Source organism: Burkholderia sp. AU31652 (genome assembly GCF_002223155.1).
GTDB lineage: Bacteria > Pseudomonadota > Gammaproteobacteria > Burkholderiales > Burkholderiaceae > Burkholderia.
On record NZ_NKFG01000003.1, the window covers coordinates 892,868 to 907,039 of the forward strand.

The following is a 14,172-nucleotide window of genomic DNA, read 5'->3' on the forward strand; positions in this document are numbered from 1 at the left end:
CGGCCCGTTTTGCATTCATTCACGCCAGTTGCTCGTGTCCGATTCCGCTGTTTCCCCATACACTCCCGCGCCACTCCGGTGCGGCCGCTTCGAACTGACGTTCGAACGCCCGCTCGTGATGGGCATCCTCAACGCCACGCCTGATTCGTTCTCCGACGGCGGCCGCTTCCTCGCGCGCGACGATGCGCTGCGCCAGGCCGAGCGGATGATTGCCGAAGGCGTCGACCTTCTCGATATCGGCGGCGAATCGACGCGCCCCGGCGCGCCGCCCGTGCCGCTCGACGAGGAGCTTGCACGCGTGATCCCGCTCGTCGAAGCGCTGCGGCCGCTGAACGTGCCGCTGTCGATCGATACCTACAAGCCGGCCGTGATGCGTGCGGCGCTGGCTGCCGGCGCCGACCTGATCAACGACATCTGGGGGTTCCGCCAGCCGGGCGCGATCGACGCGGTGCGCGACGGCAACTGCGGGCTGTGTGCGATGCACATGCTTGGTGAGCCACAGACGATGCAGGTCGGCGAACCCGATTACGGCGACGTCGTGACCGACGTGCGCGATTTTCTCGCCGAGCGCGCGCTGGCGCTGCGCGATGCGGGGATTGTGCCGGAGCGGATCTGCGTCGATCCCGGCTTCGGATTCGGCAAGGCGGTTGTCGACGACAACTATGCGTTGCTGGCCGCGTTGCCGGACACGGCACCCGTGCGGCCCGACGGCCGCGCGTACCCGATACTCGCGGGCATGTCGCGCAAGTCGATGCTCGGCGCGGTGATCGGCGGCAAGCCGCCGATGGAGCGCGTCGCGGCGAGCGTGGCGGCCGCGGTGTGCGCGGTCGAGCGTGGGGCGGCGATCGTGCGCGTGCACGACGTCGCGGCAACGGTCGACGCGCTGAAAATCTGGGTTGCCGTGCGCGAAGCCGCGCGGCAACGATAAGTCAGAAGACGAAGGAGGAAGATTCACCATGGGACGTCGATATTTCGGCACGGACGGCATTCGCGGCACGGTGGGCGAGGCGCCCATCACGCCGGATTTCGTGTTGCGTCTCGGCTACGCAGCCGGCAAGGTACTGGCCAGCTCGGCCGATGTCGCGGCAGGCTCGCGCCCGACCGTGCTGATCGGCAAGGACACGCGCGTGTCGGGCTACATGCTCGAAGCCGCGCTCGAGGCCGGGTTCTCGGCGGCCGGCGTCGACGTGATGCTGGCCGGCCCGATGCCGACGCCGGGCGTCGCGTACCTGACGCGCGCGCTGCGCCTGTCGGCGGGCGTCGTGATCAGTGCATCGCACAACCCCTATCACGACAACGGGATCAAGTTCTTCTCCGCCGACGGCAACAAGCTGCCGGACGACACCGAAGCCGAGATCGAAGCGTGGCTCGACAAGCCGCTCGAGTGCGCATCGTCCGACGGTCTCGGCAAGGCGCGCCGCCTTGACGACGCGGCCGGCCGCTACATCGAGTTCTGCAAGAGCACGTTCCCTGCCGCATTCAACCTGCGCGGGCTGAAGCTCGTGATCGACTGCGCGCACGGCGCCGCGTACCAGATCGCGCCGCACGTGTTCCACGAGCTCGGCGCGGACGTGATCCCGATCGGTGTCGCACCGAACGGCTTCAACATCAACGATGGTGTCGGTGCGACCGCGCCGGACGCGCTGGTGCGCGCGGTGCGTGCGAACCACGCCGATCTCGGGATTGCGCTCGACGGCGATGCAGACCGCCTGCAAGTGGTCGACTCGACCGGTCGCCTGTACAACGGCGACGAGCTGCTCTACGTGCTCGTGAAGGACCGGATCGCGACCGACGGCAAGGTCGAAGGCGCGGTCGGCACGCTGATGACGAACCTCGCGGTCGAAGTCGCGCTGCAGCGTGAGGGCGTGAAGTTCGTCCGCGCGGCGGTCGGCGATCGCTACGTGCTCGAGCAGTTGCGCGAACACGGCTGGCAGCTCGGCGCGGAAGGGTCGGGCCACATCCTGTCGCTCGATCGCCACTCGACCGGCGACGGCATCGTGTCGGCGCTGCTCGTGCTGGCCGCGCTGAAGCGCAGCGGCAAGACCCTCGCGCAGATGCTCGACGGCGTCACGCTGTTCCCGCAGAAGCTGATCAACGTGCGGATGAAGCCGGGTGCCGACTGGAAGGGCAGCACGTCGATTCGCGCCGCGATCGACGCAGCCGAAGCCGCGCTCGCCGGCAGCGGCCGCGTGCTGATCCGCGCATCGGGCACGGAGCCCGTGCTGCGCGTGATGGTCGAGGCGCAGCAGGCCGCCGACGCGGTGCGCCATGCGGAGACGATCGCCGACGCGGTGCGCGCGGCGACGACCTGACGCGCGGGCCCGGCGCGTCAGGTCAAACACCTGCGCGCCGGTGTTCCGGTGAACCCGCACACGGCGCCTTCGGGGCGCCGTGTTTTCGTCAGACGCAAAGGTTTGCGATACCTATAGAGAGAAGGGCGCGTCGCCCCCGCAATCCAGGGTCGAAAAATCGTCAGACCCCTGATATCGGGGCAGCCACAAGCGGGGGCTTTCCATGGCGCGGACACCGCGCTACGATCCGCTCGCACCGATGTAAGACGGGAAATCTCCGTCCCTTCCAGGCAGGCAATTCTTGCCGCCGCCACCGTTCCGGCGCCGCCCGGGCGCCGCGCCCGCCGCACCCGATACTCCCTTTCAACCAGTCATGTTACTGTCACGCCAGTTTCATCGATTGTCACATTACCGTCATGAGGAGCCCCTAACCTTCGCGGTGCCGTAGTCATCCGCTCACACACTGGAGGTCTCATGAAATTGATGCAAACCGCGATTGCCGGCCTGGCTGGCGCGCTTTTCGCCGTCGCCGCCCACGCTGCCGACATCACGGGCGCAGGCAGCACGTTCGCGATGCCGATCTATACGAAATGGGCTGCTGACTACCAGCAGACCGGCGGCGCGAAGGTCAACTACCAAGGTATCGGCTCGTCGGGCGGCCTGAAGCAGATCGTCGCGAAGACGGTCGATTTTGCCGGTTCGGACGCTCCGCTGAAGGATGACGAGCTCGCGAAGGAAGGCCTGTTCCAGTTCCCGACGGTGGTCGGCGGCGTGGTGCCGGTCATCAACGTGCCGGGCGTGAAGCCGGGCGAACTGACGCTGTCGGGCCCGGTGCTCGGCGACATCTACCTCGGCAAGATCAAGAAGTGGAACGACCCGGCGATCGCCGCGCTGAACCCGAAGGTCAAGCTGCCGGACACGGACATCGCCGTGGTTCGCCGCGCTGACGGCTCGGGCACGAGCTTCATCTGGACGAACTACCTGTCGAAGGTCAACGACGAGTGGAAGTCGAAGGTCGGCGAAGGCACGACGGTCAACTGGCCGACGGGCACGGGCGGCAAGGGCAACGACGGCGTCGCAGCGTTCGTGCAGCGCCTGCCGGGCGCGGTCGGCTACGTCGAATGGGCGTACGCGAAGAAGAACAACATGGTCTACACGGCCCTGAAGAACTCGACGGGCACGGTGGTCGAGCCGAAGACGGAAACGTTCAAGGCCGCTGCTGCCGGCGCGAACTGGTCGAAGTCGTTCTACCAGATCCTGACGAACCAGCCGGGCAAGGAAGCATGGCCGGTCGTCGGCGCGACGTTCGTGCTGCTGCACGCGAAGCAGGACAAGCCGGAGCAGGGCGTGGAAACGCTGAAGTTCTTCAGCTGGGCGTTCAAGAACGGCGAGAAGGCTGCTGACAGCCTCGACTACATCTCGCTGCCGCCGGCAGTCGAAGCGGAAATCCGCAAGCAGTGGAAGGTCAAGGTGACGGACGCTTCGGGCAAGCCGGTCGCCGCCGAGTAAGCATTGCAGCGGTTCGCTGCCCGGCCGTGCCGGTCGGGCAGTGTGTGCGGTAAAGCCGGGCGTTACGGCGCCCGGCAATCAAACGCAGGCACCCATGTCTGATATTTCCTATACGTCCTCACGGTCCGCCGACGTTGCGCAGCAACGCGCGCCGAGCCGCCTCGGGGATGTCGTATTCGGCGGTCTCGCACGGCTTGCCGCCATCGTGACCCTGCTGCTGCTCGGCGGGATCATCGTTTCCCTGATCATCGCGTCGATGCCGACCATCCAGAAGTTCGGCCTCGGCTTCCTGTGGCAATCCGAGTGGGATCCCAACTCGGACATCTACGGCGCGCTCGTGCCGATCTACGGCACGATCGTGACGTCGGTCATCGCGCTCGTCATCGCGGTGCCGGTCAGCTTCGGCATTGCGCTGTTCCTCACCGAGCTGTCGCCCGTGTGGCTGCGCCGCCCGCTCGGCATCGCGATCGAGCTGCTCGCCGCGATTCCGTCGATCGTGTACGGCATGTGGGGCCTGCTCGTGTTCGCGCCGATCTTCGCGGAATATTTCCAGAAGCCGATCGGCCGCCTGTTCAAGGACGTGTGGGTGCTCGGCCCGCTGACCGCCGGCCCGCCGATCGGTATCGGCATCCTGGCCGCCGGCGTGATCCTCGCGATCATGATCATCCCGTACATCGCATCGGTGATGCGTGACGTGTTCGAGGTCACGCCCGTGCTGCTGAAGGAGTCGGCGTACGGGATCGGCTGCACGACCTGGGAAGTGATGTGGAAGGTCGTGCTGCCCTACACGAAGACCGGCGTGATCGGCGGCGTGATGCTCGGCCTCGGCCGCGCGCTCGGCGAGACGATGGCCGTGACCTTCGTGATCGGCAACACGAACCTGCTCGACAGCGTGTCGCTGTTCGCGCCGGGCAACAGCATTACGTCGGCACTCGCGAACGAATTCGCGGAAGCGCAGCCGGGCCTGCATACGTCCGCGCTGATGGAGCTGGGCCTGATCCTGTTCGTGATCACGTTCATCGTGCTGACCATCTCCAAACTGCTGCTGCTTCGTCTCGAGAAGGGAGAGGGCAAGAAATGAGCGAGCCCATCATGAATTTCCCGGGTCCGGACGGCGCCGTGCTCGACGCGATGCGCAACCGCCTGCAGCGCAAGCGCAAGGCCATCAACGCGATCGCGCTCGCCGCGTCGCTCGGTGCGATGGCATTCGGCCTCTTGTGGCTCGTGTGGATTCTCTACACGACGGTGCATCTCGGCGTCGGCGGCCTGTCGCTGCAACTGTTCACGGAATCGACGCCGGCCCCGAACACGGAAGGCGGCGGTCTCGCGAACGCGATCGTCGGCAGCTTGCTGCTGTGTGGTTTCGGCACGCTGGTCGGCACGCCGATCGGCATCCTGGCGGGCGTCTATCTCGCCGAATACGGCCAGAAGAACCTGCTGGCGAGCACGATCCGCTTCATCAACGACATCCTGCTGTCCGCGCCGTCGATCGTCATCGGCCTGTTCGTGTACGCGATCGTCGTTGCAAAGTCGGGGCGCTTCTCAGGCTGGGCCGGCGTGATCGCGCTCGCGCTGCTGCAGATTCCGATCGTGATCCGCACGACCGAGAACATGCTGAAGCTCGTGCCGAACGCACTGCGCGAAGCGGCCTTCGCGCTCGGCACGCCGAAGTGGCGCATGGTGCTGAAGATCACGCTGCGCGCGTCGGTCGGCGGGATCATCACGGGCGTGCTGCTCGCCGTCGCGCGGATCGCCGGCGAAACGGCGCCGCTGCTGTTCACCGCGCTGTCGAACCAGTTCTTCTCGGTCGACATGAGCCAGCCGATGGCGAACCTGCCCGTCACGATCTACAAGTTCGCGATGAGCCCGTTCGCGGAATGGCAGTCGCTCGCATGGGCGGGCGTGTTCCTGATCACGCTCGGGGTGCTTGGACTCAACATCCTGGCGCGCTCGATCTTCTCGAAAAAGTAACGGCGGAGCAATCCGATGAATATGGCAGAAAGCCACCTGAATCCCGTCGAGCGCACCGCTGCGCCCGCCGGCACGCACGACGCGGCGCACGGCCGTCCGCTCGAGCCGCTGAACGCGAAGATCGAGGTCAACAACCTCAACTTCTTCTACAACAAGTTCCACGCGCTGAAGAACATCAACCTGAGCATTCCCGAAGGGAAGGTGACGGCGTTCATCGGCCCGTCGGGCTGCGGCAAGTCGACGCTGCTGCGCACGTTCAACAAGATGTTCGCGCTCTATCCGGAGCAGCGCGCCGAAGGCGAAATCCTGATGGACGGCGAGAACCTGCTGACGACGAAGCGCGACATCTCGCTGCTGCGCGCGCGGATCGGCATGGTGTTCCAGAAGCCGACCCCGTTCCCGATGTCGATCTACGACAACATCGCGTTCGGCGTGAAGATGTTCGAAAAGCTCACGCGCTCGGAGATGGACGATCGCGTCGAGTGGGCGCTCACGAAGGCCGCGCTGTGGAACGAAGTGAAGGACAAGCTGAGCCAGAGCGGCTACGGCCTCTCGGGCGGCCAGCAGCAGCGTCTGTGCATCGCGCGCGGCATCGCGATCCGTCCGGAAGTGCTGCTGCTCGACGAACCGTGCTCGGCGCTCGACCCGATCTCGACGGGCCGCATCGAGGAGCTGATCGCGGAGCTCAAGAGCGACTACACGGTCGTGATCGTCACGCACAACATGCAGCAGGCCGCACGCTGCTCGGATTTCACGGCCTACATGTACCTGGGCGAGCTGATCGAATTCGGCGAGACCGAAAAGATCTTCATCAAGCCGGTGCGCAAGGAAACGGAAGACTACATCACCGGCCGCTTCGGCTGATGACGGAGAACAACAGCCATGTCGGATAAACATCTGTCGAGCCAGTTCGACGCCGATCTCAACGCGGTGTCGTCGAAAGTGCTGGAAATGGGCGGGCTCGTCGAGTCGCAGATCGTCGGCGCGATGCACGCGCTGAACGAATTCGATCGCGATGCGGCCGAGAAGGTGATCGCGAACGAAGAAGTCCTGAACACGATGGAAGTCGACATCGACCAGGAGTGCGGCAACATCATCGCGCGGAGGCAGCCTGCCGCGCGTGACCTGCGCCTTTTGATGTCGATTTCGAAAACGATTACGAACCTCGAGCGCGCAGGCGACGAGGCCGAGAAGATCGCGAAGCGCGTGCGCCGCCTGGTCGACGAGCCGACCGCGCGCACGGTCAACATCGCCGAGATCAAGGTGTCGGGCGAGATGGCCGTGACGATCCTGCGCCGCGCGCTCGACGCGTTTGCGCGTCTCGATACCGTGGCCGCCGCGCAGATCGTCAAGGACGACAAGGAAATCGACCAGGAATTCCGTGCGTTCGTGCGCAAGCTCGTGTCGTACATGCAGGAAGATCCGCGCACGATCTCGGTCGGCCTCGACTACCTGTTCATCGCGAAGGCGATCGAGCGGATCGGCGACCACGCGAAGAACATCGCCGAATTCATCATCTACATCGTGAAGGGCACCGACGTGCGGCACCAGCCGCGCGACACGCTCGATCGCGAAGCCAACAGTTAATCGACTCCGTAAGGAAGAACAGAGGTGCCGATGCCCAGCAACATTCTCGTCGTTGAAGATGAGCCCGCGATTTCCGAACTGATCTCGGTGAATCTCCAGCACGCCGGTCACTGCCCGATTCGGGCGTACAACGCCGAACAGGCGCAGAACCTGATCAGCGACGTGCTGCCCGATCTCGTGCTGCTCGACTGGATGCTGCCGGGCAAGTCCGGCATTGCGTTCGCGCGCGACCTGCGCAACAACGAACGGACCAAGCACATCCCGATCATCATGCTGACTGCACGTGGCGATGAGCAGGACAAGGTGCTCGGCCTCGAAATCGGCGCGGACGACTACGTGACGAAGCCGTTCTCGCCGAAGGAGCTGATGGCGCGGATCAAGGCCGTGCTGCGCCGTCGCGCGCCGCAGCTGACCGAGGACGTCGTGTCGATCAACGGGCTGCGCCTCGACCCGGCCACGCATCGCGTCGCCGCGCATGCGGAAGGCAGCGAGATCAAGCTCGATCTCGGCCCGACCGAGTTCCGCCTGCTGCATTTCTTCATGACGCATCCGGAGCGCGTGCACAGCCGCACGCAACTGCTCGACCAGGTGTGGGGCGACCATGTATTCGTCGAGGAGCGCACCGTCGACGTGCACATCAAACGATTGCGCGCGGCCTTGAAACCGGCCGGCTGCGATGCGATGATCGAGACCGTGCGCGGCAGCGGCTACCGGCTCGCCAAGCACGCGTAACGTATCCACGCATGCCGTGTGCCACGGCATGCCGTTCATTCTTTCGGGCGCTGAATCATGAACATCATCTGGGCGCGCTTTCTGGTGTCGCTCGTGCTGCTCGTGCTGATCGGCGTATTGGTCGGCGTCTTCGCCGGCCCGACCGCGGGCCTCGTGTTCGTGGTCGTGATGCTGGTCGCGCAGGGCTTTTTCAGCACCTTTCATACGCAGCGTCTGTGGCGACTGCTCGATGCACCCGTCTATGGCGAGGTGCCGAGCGCGCCGGGCATCTGGGGCGAGATCTACTATCGTCTGCACAAGCTCGCGAAGCAGTGGCATGCGCAGGTGCGGCAGGTCGAGCAGCAGCATTCGCGCTTCATCCAGGCGATCCAGGCGTCGCCGAACGGTGTCGCGATGCTCGACGATCACGACCAGATCGAGTGGTGCAACGCGATCGCCGAGGTCCATTTCGGCCTCGACGCGAAGCGCGACCTGCGCCAGCACATCACCAACCTGGTGCGCCATCCCGAGTTCGTCCGCTATCTGAACGCGCAGCATTACGAGGAGACGCTCGTGATGCGCGGCATGGGCGATTCGCGGCAGAACGTGCTGGAAGTGCAGGTGTTTCCGTACGGCGAGAATCGCAAGCTGCTGCTCACGCAGGACATCACCGAGCTCGAGCGGACCGACGCGATGCGGCGTGACTTCGTCGCGAACGTGTCGCACGAGCTGAAGACGCCGCTCACCGTGCTGTCGGGGTTCCTCGAGACGATGCGCGAGCTGCCGCTGAACGAGGAAGACCGCGCGCGCTATCTCGACATGATGGAGCAGCAGGCCTCGCGGATGCGGCACATCGTGACTGACCTGCTGGTGCTCGCGAAGCTGGAAGGCGAGAGCAAGCCGCCGCTCGATCGCGCGATCGACATGCGGGCCGTGTTCGACCATCTGAAGGAGGACGCGCAGACGCTGTCGAACGGGCATCACGACATCGCGTTCTCGATCGACGAGACGCTCGGCGTCACCGGCGCGCAGACGGAGCTGTTCAGCGCGTTCGCGAACCTCGTCACGAACGCGATCCGCTATACGCCGGAAGGCGGCAAGATCGTCGTGACGTGGCGGCGCGAGGGCGCGCAGGGCGTGTTTTCCGTCACCGACAGCGGCTTCGGGATTCCGGCCGCCGACCTGCCGCGGCTCACCGAGCGCTTCTATCGCGTCGACCGCAGCCGTTCGCGCGACACCGGCGGCACGGGGCTCGGCCTTGCGATCGTCAAGCACGTGCTGCAGCGGCATGACGCGCACCTGTACGTGCAGAGCGAGGAAGGGCGCGGCAGCACGTTCACCGCGCGCTTCCCGGGCTCGCGCATCATCGCGATCCGGCCGGCCGCTTACGAGGCATGATCGCGTAACGGTATCCGTCGCTCGTTCGGTGAGCGGAGGTAGGCCGGCTCCGCAACAAAAAACGCAGCCAGTCGGCTGCGTTTTTTATTGGGAGCGACGCGGCGCGCGACTTGTGCCGCGCGGCCGATTCTTCAGGAGCAGAACTTCGCGAGCAACCCGAGTTGCGCGTTGCGGATCGTCTTGCCGGCGCGGCGGCGGCGGTAGTGACCGTCGCTGTGCATCTGCCACGCCGACTGGTTGTCGCCGAGGCACACCGACAGGCCCTCGGCGATCACGCGCCGCTTGAGCTTGCGATCGCGGATCGGGAACGCGACTTCGACGCGGCGGAACAGGTTGCGGTCCATCCAGTCGGCGCTCGACAGATAGACCTCCTCGGCGCCGTTCGCGTGGAAGTAGTAGATCCGGTGGTGCTCGAGGAATCGGCCGACGATCGAGCGCACGGTGATGTTTTCCGACAGTCCCGGCACGCCGGGCTTCAGCGCGCAGACACCGCGCACGATCAGGTCGACCTTGACGCCGGCCTGCGACGCTTCGTACAGCGCGGCGATCACCGTCGGCTCCAGCAGCGCGTTCATCTTCGCGACGACGCGTGCGCGCTTGCCGGCGCGCGCATTGTCGATCTCCGCGCGGATCGAATCGATGATGCGCGGATGCAGCGTGAACGGCGACTGCCACAGCTCGTGCAGCGTGAGTTCGCCGCCGATGCCGGTCAGCTGCTGGAACACGTGATGGACGTCTTCGCAGATCTTCTGGTCGGCCGTCATCAGGCCGAAGTCGGTGTAGAGGCGTGCCGTGCGCGGATGGTAGTTGCCGGTGCCGAGGTGCACGTAGCGGCGCAGCGACGCCTTGCCGGCCTGCACGACGCGCCGCACGATCAGCATCATCTTCGCGTGGCACTTGTGGCCGACCACGCCGTACACGACATGCGCGCCGACGGCTTCGAGCTGCGACGCCCAGTTGATGTTGGTTTCCTCGTCGAAGCGCGCGAGCAGTTCGACGACGACGGTCACTTCCTTGCCATTGCGCGCAGCTTCCATCAGCGCGTCCATCAGCGGCGAATCCGTGCCGGTGCGGTAGATCGTCTGCTTGATCGCGACGACGCTCGGATCCTTCGCGGCCTGCTGCAGCAGCTCGAGCACCGGCTGGAAGCTCTCGTACGGGTGGTGCAGCAGGATGTCGCCGTTGTCGATCGCGTCGAACATCGTCGGCGCGTTCGTGATCGCGGACGGCGTCGACGCGGTGAACGGCGTGAACTTCAGGTCGGGACGGTCGACGAGATCGGGAATCTGCATCAGCCGCACGAGGTTCACCGATCCGGCCACGCGATAGCAGTCCTTCTCGCCGAGTTCGCTTTCCTCGAGCAGGCGGCGCACGATGTGCGGCGGCGTGTCGGCCGACACCTCGAGGCGCACTGCATTGCCGAGGTGGCGCGCGGGCAGTTCGCCCTGCAGCGCCACGCGCAGGTTCGTGATTTCGTCCTCGTCGACGAACAGCTCGCTGTTGCGCGTGATGCGGAACTGGTTGCAGCTCTTCACGCTCAGCTGCGGGAAGAGTTCGCCGACGAAGCGCTGCATGAACGAGCTCAGCAGCACGAAGCCGTGCTCGAAGCCCGACAGCGCGTGCGGCATGCGCACGACGCGCGGCAGCGCGCGCGGCGCCTGCACGATGCCCATCACGGCCTGGCGTCCGAACGCGTCGCGGCCTTCGAGCTCGACGACGAAATTCAGGCTCTTGTTCAGCACGCGCGGGAACGGATGGGCGGGATCGAGGCCGATCGGCGTGAGCACCGGCAGCAGCTCGTCGAGGAAGTAGCGCCGCGCCCATTCGAGCTGCTCGTCGTTCCACGTGTCGCTCGCGTGGAAGTAGATGCCTTCCTGTTCGAGCGCGGGCAGCACGGTTTCGTGCAGCATCGTGTACTGTCGATGGACGAGCCGCTGCGCGCGTTCGACGACGAGGTCGTAAGCATGTTGTAACGACATGCCGTCGGGCGTCAGTGCGCCGGGGTTGTCGCGGATCTGCTCCTGCAGCCCGGCCATCCGGACTTCGAAGAATTCGTCGAGGTTGCTGCTGGTGATGCAGATGAAGCGAAGGCGCTCGAGCAACGGGACTTGCGGATCAGCGGCCTGGGCCAGCACGCGCTCGTTGAAACCGAGGATGCCGAGTTCACGATTGAGAAGCGGATAACGGACGGACATCGGCAGAGTAGGGGGTGATTCGGGCGATGATTCGAAAGGACGCTCGGAAACTCTCACGGTACGATGACGTGCGAATGACAATGATGTATTTATATCGGGAAATTCTACGCTGTAACCGTTTCGTCTCATAAATGTTTCGGCTATATGCAATCGAGCAGTGTGCATGCCCGTGAAGCGTGGCAATGGCAAGCGTTCCACGCTTAAAATGTCGCCTTTGATTGATCGTCCGCGGTTGCCGCACAGGCCGCCTCGGGTGAACGCGCACGGAGCCCCCTTCTGATGGTTACAACCCCCCACTTGCTGGCTGCCGTGGATCTCGGCTCGAACAGCTTCCGGCTGATCGTCGGACGTGTCGAGGAAACGCCGGCGGGCAGCCAGATCTATCCCGTCGACGCGCTGCGCGAGCCCGTCCGGCTGGCCGCGGGCCTGTCGAGCGACAAGATGCTCGATCGCGCGTCGCAGGAGCGTGGCTGGGAAGCGCTCAAGCGGTTCGGCGAGCGCCTGCGCGATTTCCATCCCGATCACGTGCGCGCGGTGGCGACCAACACGCTGCGCGTCGCGAAGAACGCGGGCGAATTTCTGGGCGAAGCCGAAGCGGCACTGGGTTTCCCGATCGAAGTGATCGCGGGCCGCGAAGAAGCGCGGCTGATCTATGCGGGCGCCGCGCATTCGGTGCCGGCGAGCGCGGGCAAGCGGCTCGTCGTCGACATCGGCGGCGGCTCCACCGAATTCATCATCGGCTCGCACTACACGCCGATCGTGATGGAGAGCCTCTATATCGGCTGCGTGAGCCATAGCCGCACCTTCTTCCCGGCCGGCAACGTCGACGAATACACGATGCGGCAGGCCGAACTCGCGGCCAAGCGCGAGATCCAGATCATTTCAAGCGAGTACAAGAAGGCCGGCTGGGACCAGGCGATCGGCTCGTCGGGCACCGCGCGTGCGCTCGCGGAACTCGTCGAGGCAAACGGCTTCAACGATCCGGGCATCACGCACGGCATTTCGCGCGGCGGCCTCGAGCGGCTCAAGCGTGCGCTGATCAAGTCGGAGAACGTCAATCGGCTGAAGCTGATCGCGCTGAAGCCCGATCGCGTGCCGGTGCTCGCGGGCGGCCTCGCGATCATGCTCGCGGTGTTCGAGGAACTCGGTGTCGACTACGTCGATACGACCGACGGCGCGCTGCGCCTCGGCGTGCTGTACGACCTGCTCGGCCGGACGCAGCACGAGGACATGCGTGCGGTGACCGTCGAGGGCTTCACGCGCCGCTACGGTGTCGATCGTGCGCAGGCCGAGCGGATCGGCGCGCTGGCGGGGCGTTTCTACGACGAACTCGAGGAAGCCGACGAAGAGGCGCGCGAGGAAGGGCGGATGTTCCTCGGCTGGGCGGCCGCGTTGCACGAGATCGGTTTGTCGATCTCGCACAGCGCGTATCACAAGCACTCGGCTTATATTGCGAGCAACGCGGACATGCCGGGTTTTTCGCGCACCGACCAGGCGCGCCTCGCCGCGCTCGTGCTCGGTCACGCGGGCAAGCTCGGCAAGCTGTCGCAGGCGCGCGAGGTCGAGTGGCCGCTGCTGTTCTGCCTGCGACTCGCGGCGCTGCTGTGCCGGCGCCGGACCGATGCCGGGCTGCCGGACATTTCCGTTTCGCAGATGAAGAAAGGCGGGTATGAAGTGCGCCTGCCGAGCGCGTGGGTCGAGCAGAACCCGCTGACCGACTACAGCCTCAGCCAGGAGGCGGCCGAGTGGGAGAAGGTCGGTATCCCGTATCGCGTGGTGTATACCGGCGCGTAACCGGCCGATAGCGAGGCCGAAGCGAGGTCGATAGCGGGGCTGGGAGGGGCCGGGCAGCAGGCAGGCTTGGTGCCCCTCAGGCTTGCCGCATCATCGTCCTGACGGCCGCTCAGTCCGACGAGCAGACGATCGCAGTCAGGAACGGAAACGCCTGCTTGACGGTCGCGTCGCTGCCGGCCTTGCGCACGGCTTCTTCCACCGCGCTTTTCGTGCCCCGCACCACGACGCCATAGGCCCAGTCGCCGATCGGCGTGCCGTCGCCCGGACGGAAGATCGGGTCGTTCGCCTGGTATCCGAGCACGACATAGACGCCGAAGCCGTACGCCGTCAGGGCGTGGCTCGTGCGGAATGCATTGACCGAGTTCGATTCGACGTGCATCGGCTCCGACTGGATGTCGCCGGCGGCGAGCAGCGGCGCGACGAATTTGTGGCCGGTCGAGTGGCAGTCGAGTGCGTCGTCGAGCGCCTTGGCCGACGCGGTGCCGGCAGTCGCGAGCGCGAGCAGCGATGCGCAGAGGGCGGTCTTGAGGATGTTGTTTTTCATGCGCGAAGGCAGGGTTGTCCACGCGCATTATCGCGTGTTCCGGCAAGTGCCGTATGCGGGCTGCGGATGGCTCGTTGGCCCGTATGTCGGTGATTCGACGGGCCGGCCAGGTGGACGCTCGATCCTTTCCAGTCAGCCTTTCCTGCATTGAAAGCGCAAGGCCTTAAGCCAT

General features: G+C 65.4%; 12 protein-coding genes. 10 read left to right on the top strand and 2 right to left on the bottom strand.

All coding sequences use genetic code 11. From position 1 onward, the window contains the following. The first annotated feature begins 34 nt into the window (after positions 1 to 34). From folP to phoR, 9 genes are all read left to right on the top strand, one after another. Positions 35 to 928, top strand: a complete 894-nt coding sequence (gene folP / locus CFB40_RS06880; protein ID WP_143329818.1) for a dihydropteroate synthase — start codon at positions 35 to 37, stop codon at positions 926 to 928. A gap of 28 nt (positions 929 to 956) precedes the next feature. Then, positions 957 to 2,312, top strand: coding sequence for a phosphoglucosamine mutase (gene glmM / locus CFB40_RS06885; protein ID WP_089425002.1), 1,356 nt, complete (start codon positions 957 to 959; stop codon positions 2,310 to 2,312). A 453-nt stretch (positions 2,313 to 2,765) separates the two neighbouring features. Beyond that, positions 2,766 to 3,800: a phosphate ABC transporter substrate-binding protein PstS gene (gene pstS, locus CFB40_RS06895; RefSeq protein ID WP_089425003.1), complete on the top strand. Its 1,035-nt coding sequence runs from the start codon at positions 2,766 to 2,768 to the stop codon at positions 3,798 to 3,800. A gap of 94 nt (positions 3,801 to 3,894) precedes the next feature. After that, positions 3,895 to 4,881, top strand: coding sequence for a phosphate ABC transporter permease PstC (gene pstC / locus CFB40_RS06900; protein ID WP_089430885.1), 987 nt, complete (start codon positions 3,895 to 3,897; stop codon positions 4,879 to 4,881). Continuing rightward, the gene (gene pstA, locus CFB40_RS06905; RefSeq protein ID WP_089425005.1) at positions 4,878 to 5,771 is read left to right on the top strand and encodes a phosphate ABC transporter permease PstA; all 894 of its coding nucleotides are present in this window, start codon (positions 4,878 to 4,880) and stop codon (positions 5,769 to 5,771) included. Before pstC ends, pstA begins: the two co-directional genes overlap by 4 nt. A gap of 15 nt (positions 5,772 to 5,786) precedes the next feature. Further along, a complete protein-coding gene (gene pstB, locus CFB40_RS06910; RefSeq protein ID WP_089425006.1) occupies positions 5,787 to 6,635 on the top strand; it encodes a phosphate ABC transporter ATP-binding protein PstB in 849 nt (282 codons plus the stop codon). 18 nt (positions 6,636 to 6,653) lie between these two features. Then, a complete protein-coding gene (phoU, locus tag CFB40_RS06915) occupies positions 6,654 to 7,358 on the top strand; it encodes a phosphate signaling complex protein PhoU (RefSeq protein ID WP_089430886.1) in 705 nt (234 codons plus the stop codon). A 30-nt stretch (positions 7,359 to 7,388) separates the two neighbouring features. Continuing rightward, a complete protein-coding gene (gene phoB / locus CFB40_RS06920; RefSeq protein ID WP_027787869.1) occupies positions 7,389 to 8,090 on the top strand; it encodes a phosphate regulon transcriptional regulator PhoB in 702 nt (233 codons plus the stop codon). Between the two features lie 57 nt (positions 8,091 to 8,147). Beyond that, positions 8,148 to 9,467 carry a phosphate regulon sensor histidine kinase PhoR gene (gene phoR, locus CFB40_RS06925; RefSeq protein ID WP_089425008.1) on the top strand — a complete coding sequence of 440 codons (1,320 nt, stop codon included), beginning with the start codon at positions 8,148 to 8,150 and terminating at the stop codon, positions 9,465 to 9,467. A 131-nt stretch (positions 9,468 to 9,598) separates the two neighbouring features. Here phoR and ppk1 read toward each other — a convergent pair whose 3' ends face one another. Next, positions 9,599 to 11,662: a polyphosphate kinase 1 gene (gene ppk1, locus CFB40_RS06930; protein WP_089425009.1), complete on the bottom strand. Its 2,064-nt coding sequence runs from the start codon at positions 11,660 to 11,662 to the stop codon at positions 9,599 to 9,601. Between the two features lie 279 nt (positions 11,663 to 11,941). On the opposite strand from ppk1, the gene ppx reads away from it, so the two are divergent. Next, positions 11,942 to 13,456, top strand: a complete 1,515-nt coding sequence (gene ppx, locus CFB40_RS06935) for an exopolyphosphatase (protein ID WP_046545374.1) — start codon at positions 11,942 to 11,944, stop codon at positions 13,454 to 13,456. Positions 13,457 to 13,565: 109 nt separating this feature from the next. Here ppx and CFB40_RS06940 read toward each other — a convergent pair whose 3' ends face one another. Continuing rightward, positions 13,566 to 14,000, bottom strand: a complete 435-nt coding sequence (locus CFB40_RS06940; RefSeq protein ID WP_089425010.1) for a hypothetical protein — start codon at positions 13,998 to 14,000, stop codon at positions 13,566 to 13,568. Positions 14,001 to 14,172: the final 172 nt, after the last annotated feature.

Bases quoted from the DNA above. Each gene is read 5' to 3' on its own strand.
- glmM (WP_089425002.1), top strand. From the start codon at position 957: ATGGGACGTCGATATTTCGGCACGGACGGCATTCGCGGCACGGTGGGC.
- pstS (WP_089425003.1), top strand. From the start codon at position 2,766: ATGAAATTGATGCAAACCGCGATTGCCGGCCTGGCTGGCGCGCTTTTC.
- pstC (WP_089430885.1), top strand. From the start codon at position 3,895: ATGTCTGATATTTCCTATACGTCCTCACGGTCCGCCGACGTTGCGCAG.
- pstA (WP_089425005.1), top strand. From the start codon at position 4,878: ATGAGCGAGCCCATCATGAATTTCCCGGGTCCGGACGGCGCCGTGCTC.
- pstB (WP_089425006.1), top strand. From the start codon at position 5,787: ATGAATATGGCAGAAAGCCACCTGAATCCCGTCGAGCGCACCGCTGCG.
- phoU (WP_089430886.1), top strand. From the start codon at position 6,654: ATGTCGGATAAACATCTGTCGAGCCAGTTCGACGCCGATCTCAACGCG.
- phoB (WP_027787869.1), top strand. From the start codon at position 7,389: ATGCCCAGCAACATTCTCGTCGTTGAAGATGAGCCCGCGATTTCCGAA.
- phoR (WP_089425008.1), top strand. From the start codon at position 8,148: ATGAACATCATCTGGGCGCGCTTTCTGGTGTCGCTCGTGCTGCTCGTG.
- ppk1 (WP_089425009.1), bottom strand. From the start codon at position 11,662: ATGTCCGTCCGTTATCCGCTTCTCAATCGTGAACTCGGCATCCTCGGT.
- ppx (WP_046545374.1), top strand. From the start codon at position 11,942: ATGGTTACAACCCCCCACTTGCTGGCTGCCGTGGATCTCGGCTCGAAC.
- CFB40_RS06940 (WP_089425010.1), bottom strand. From the start codon at position 14,000: ATGAAAAACAACATCCTCAAGACCGCCCTCTGCGCATCGCTGCTCGCG.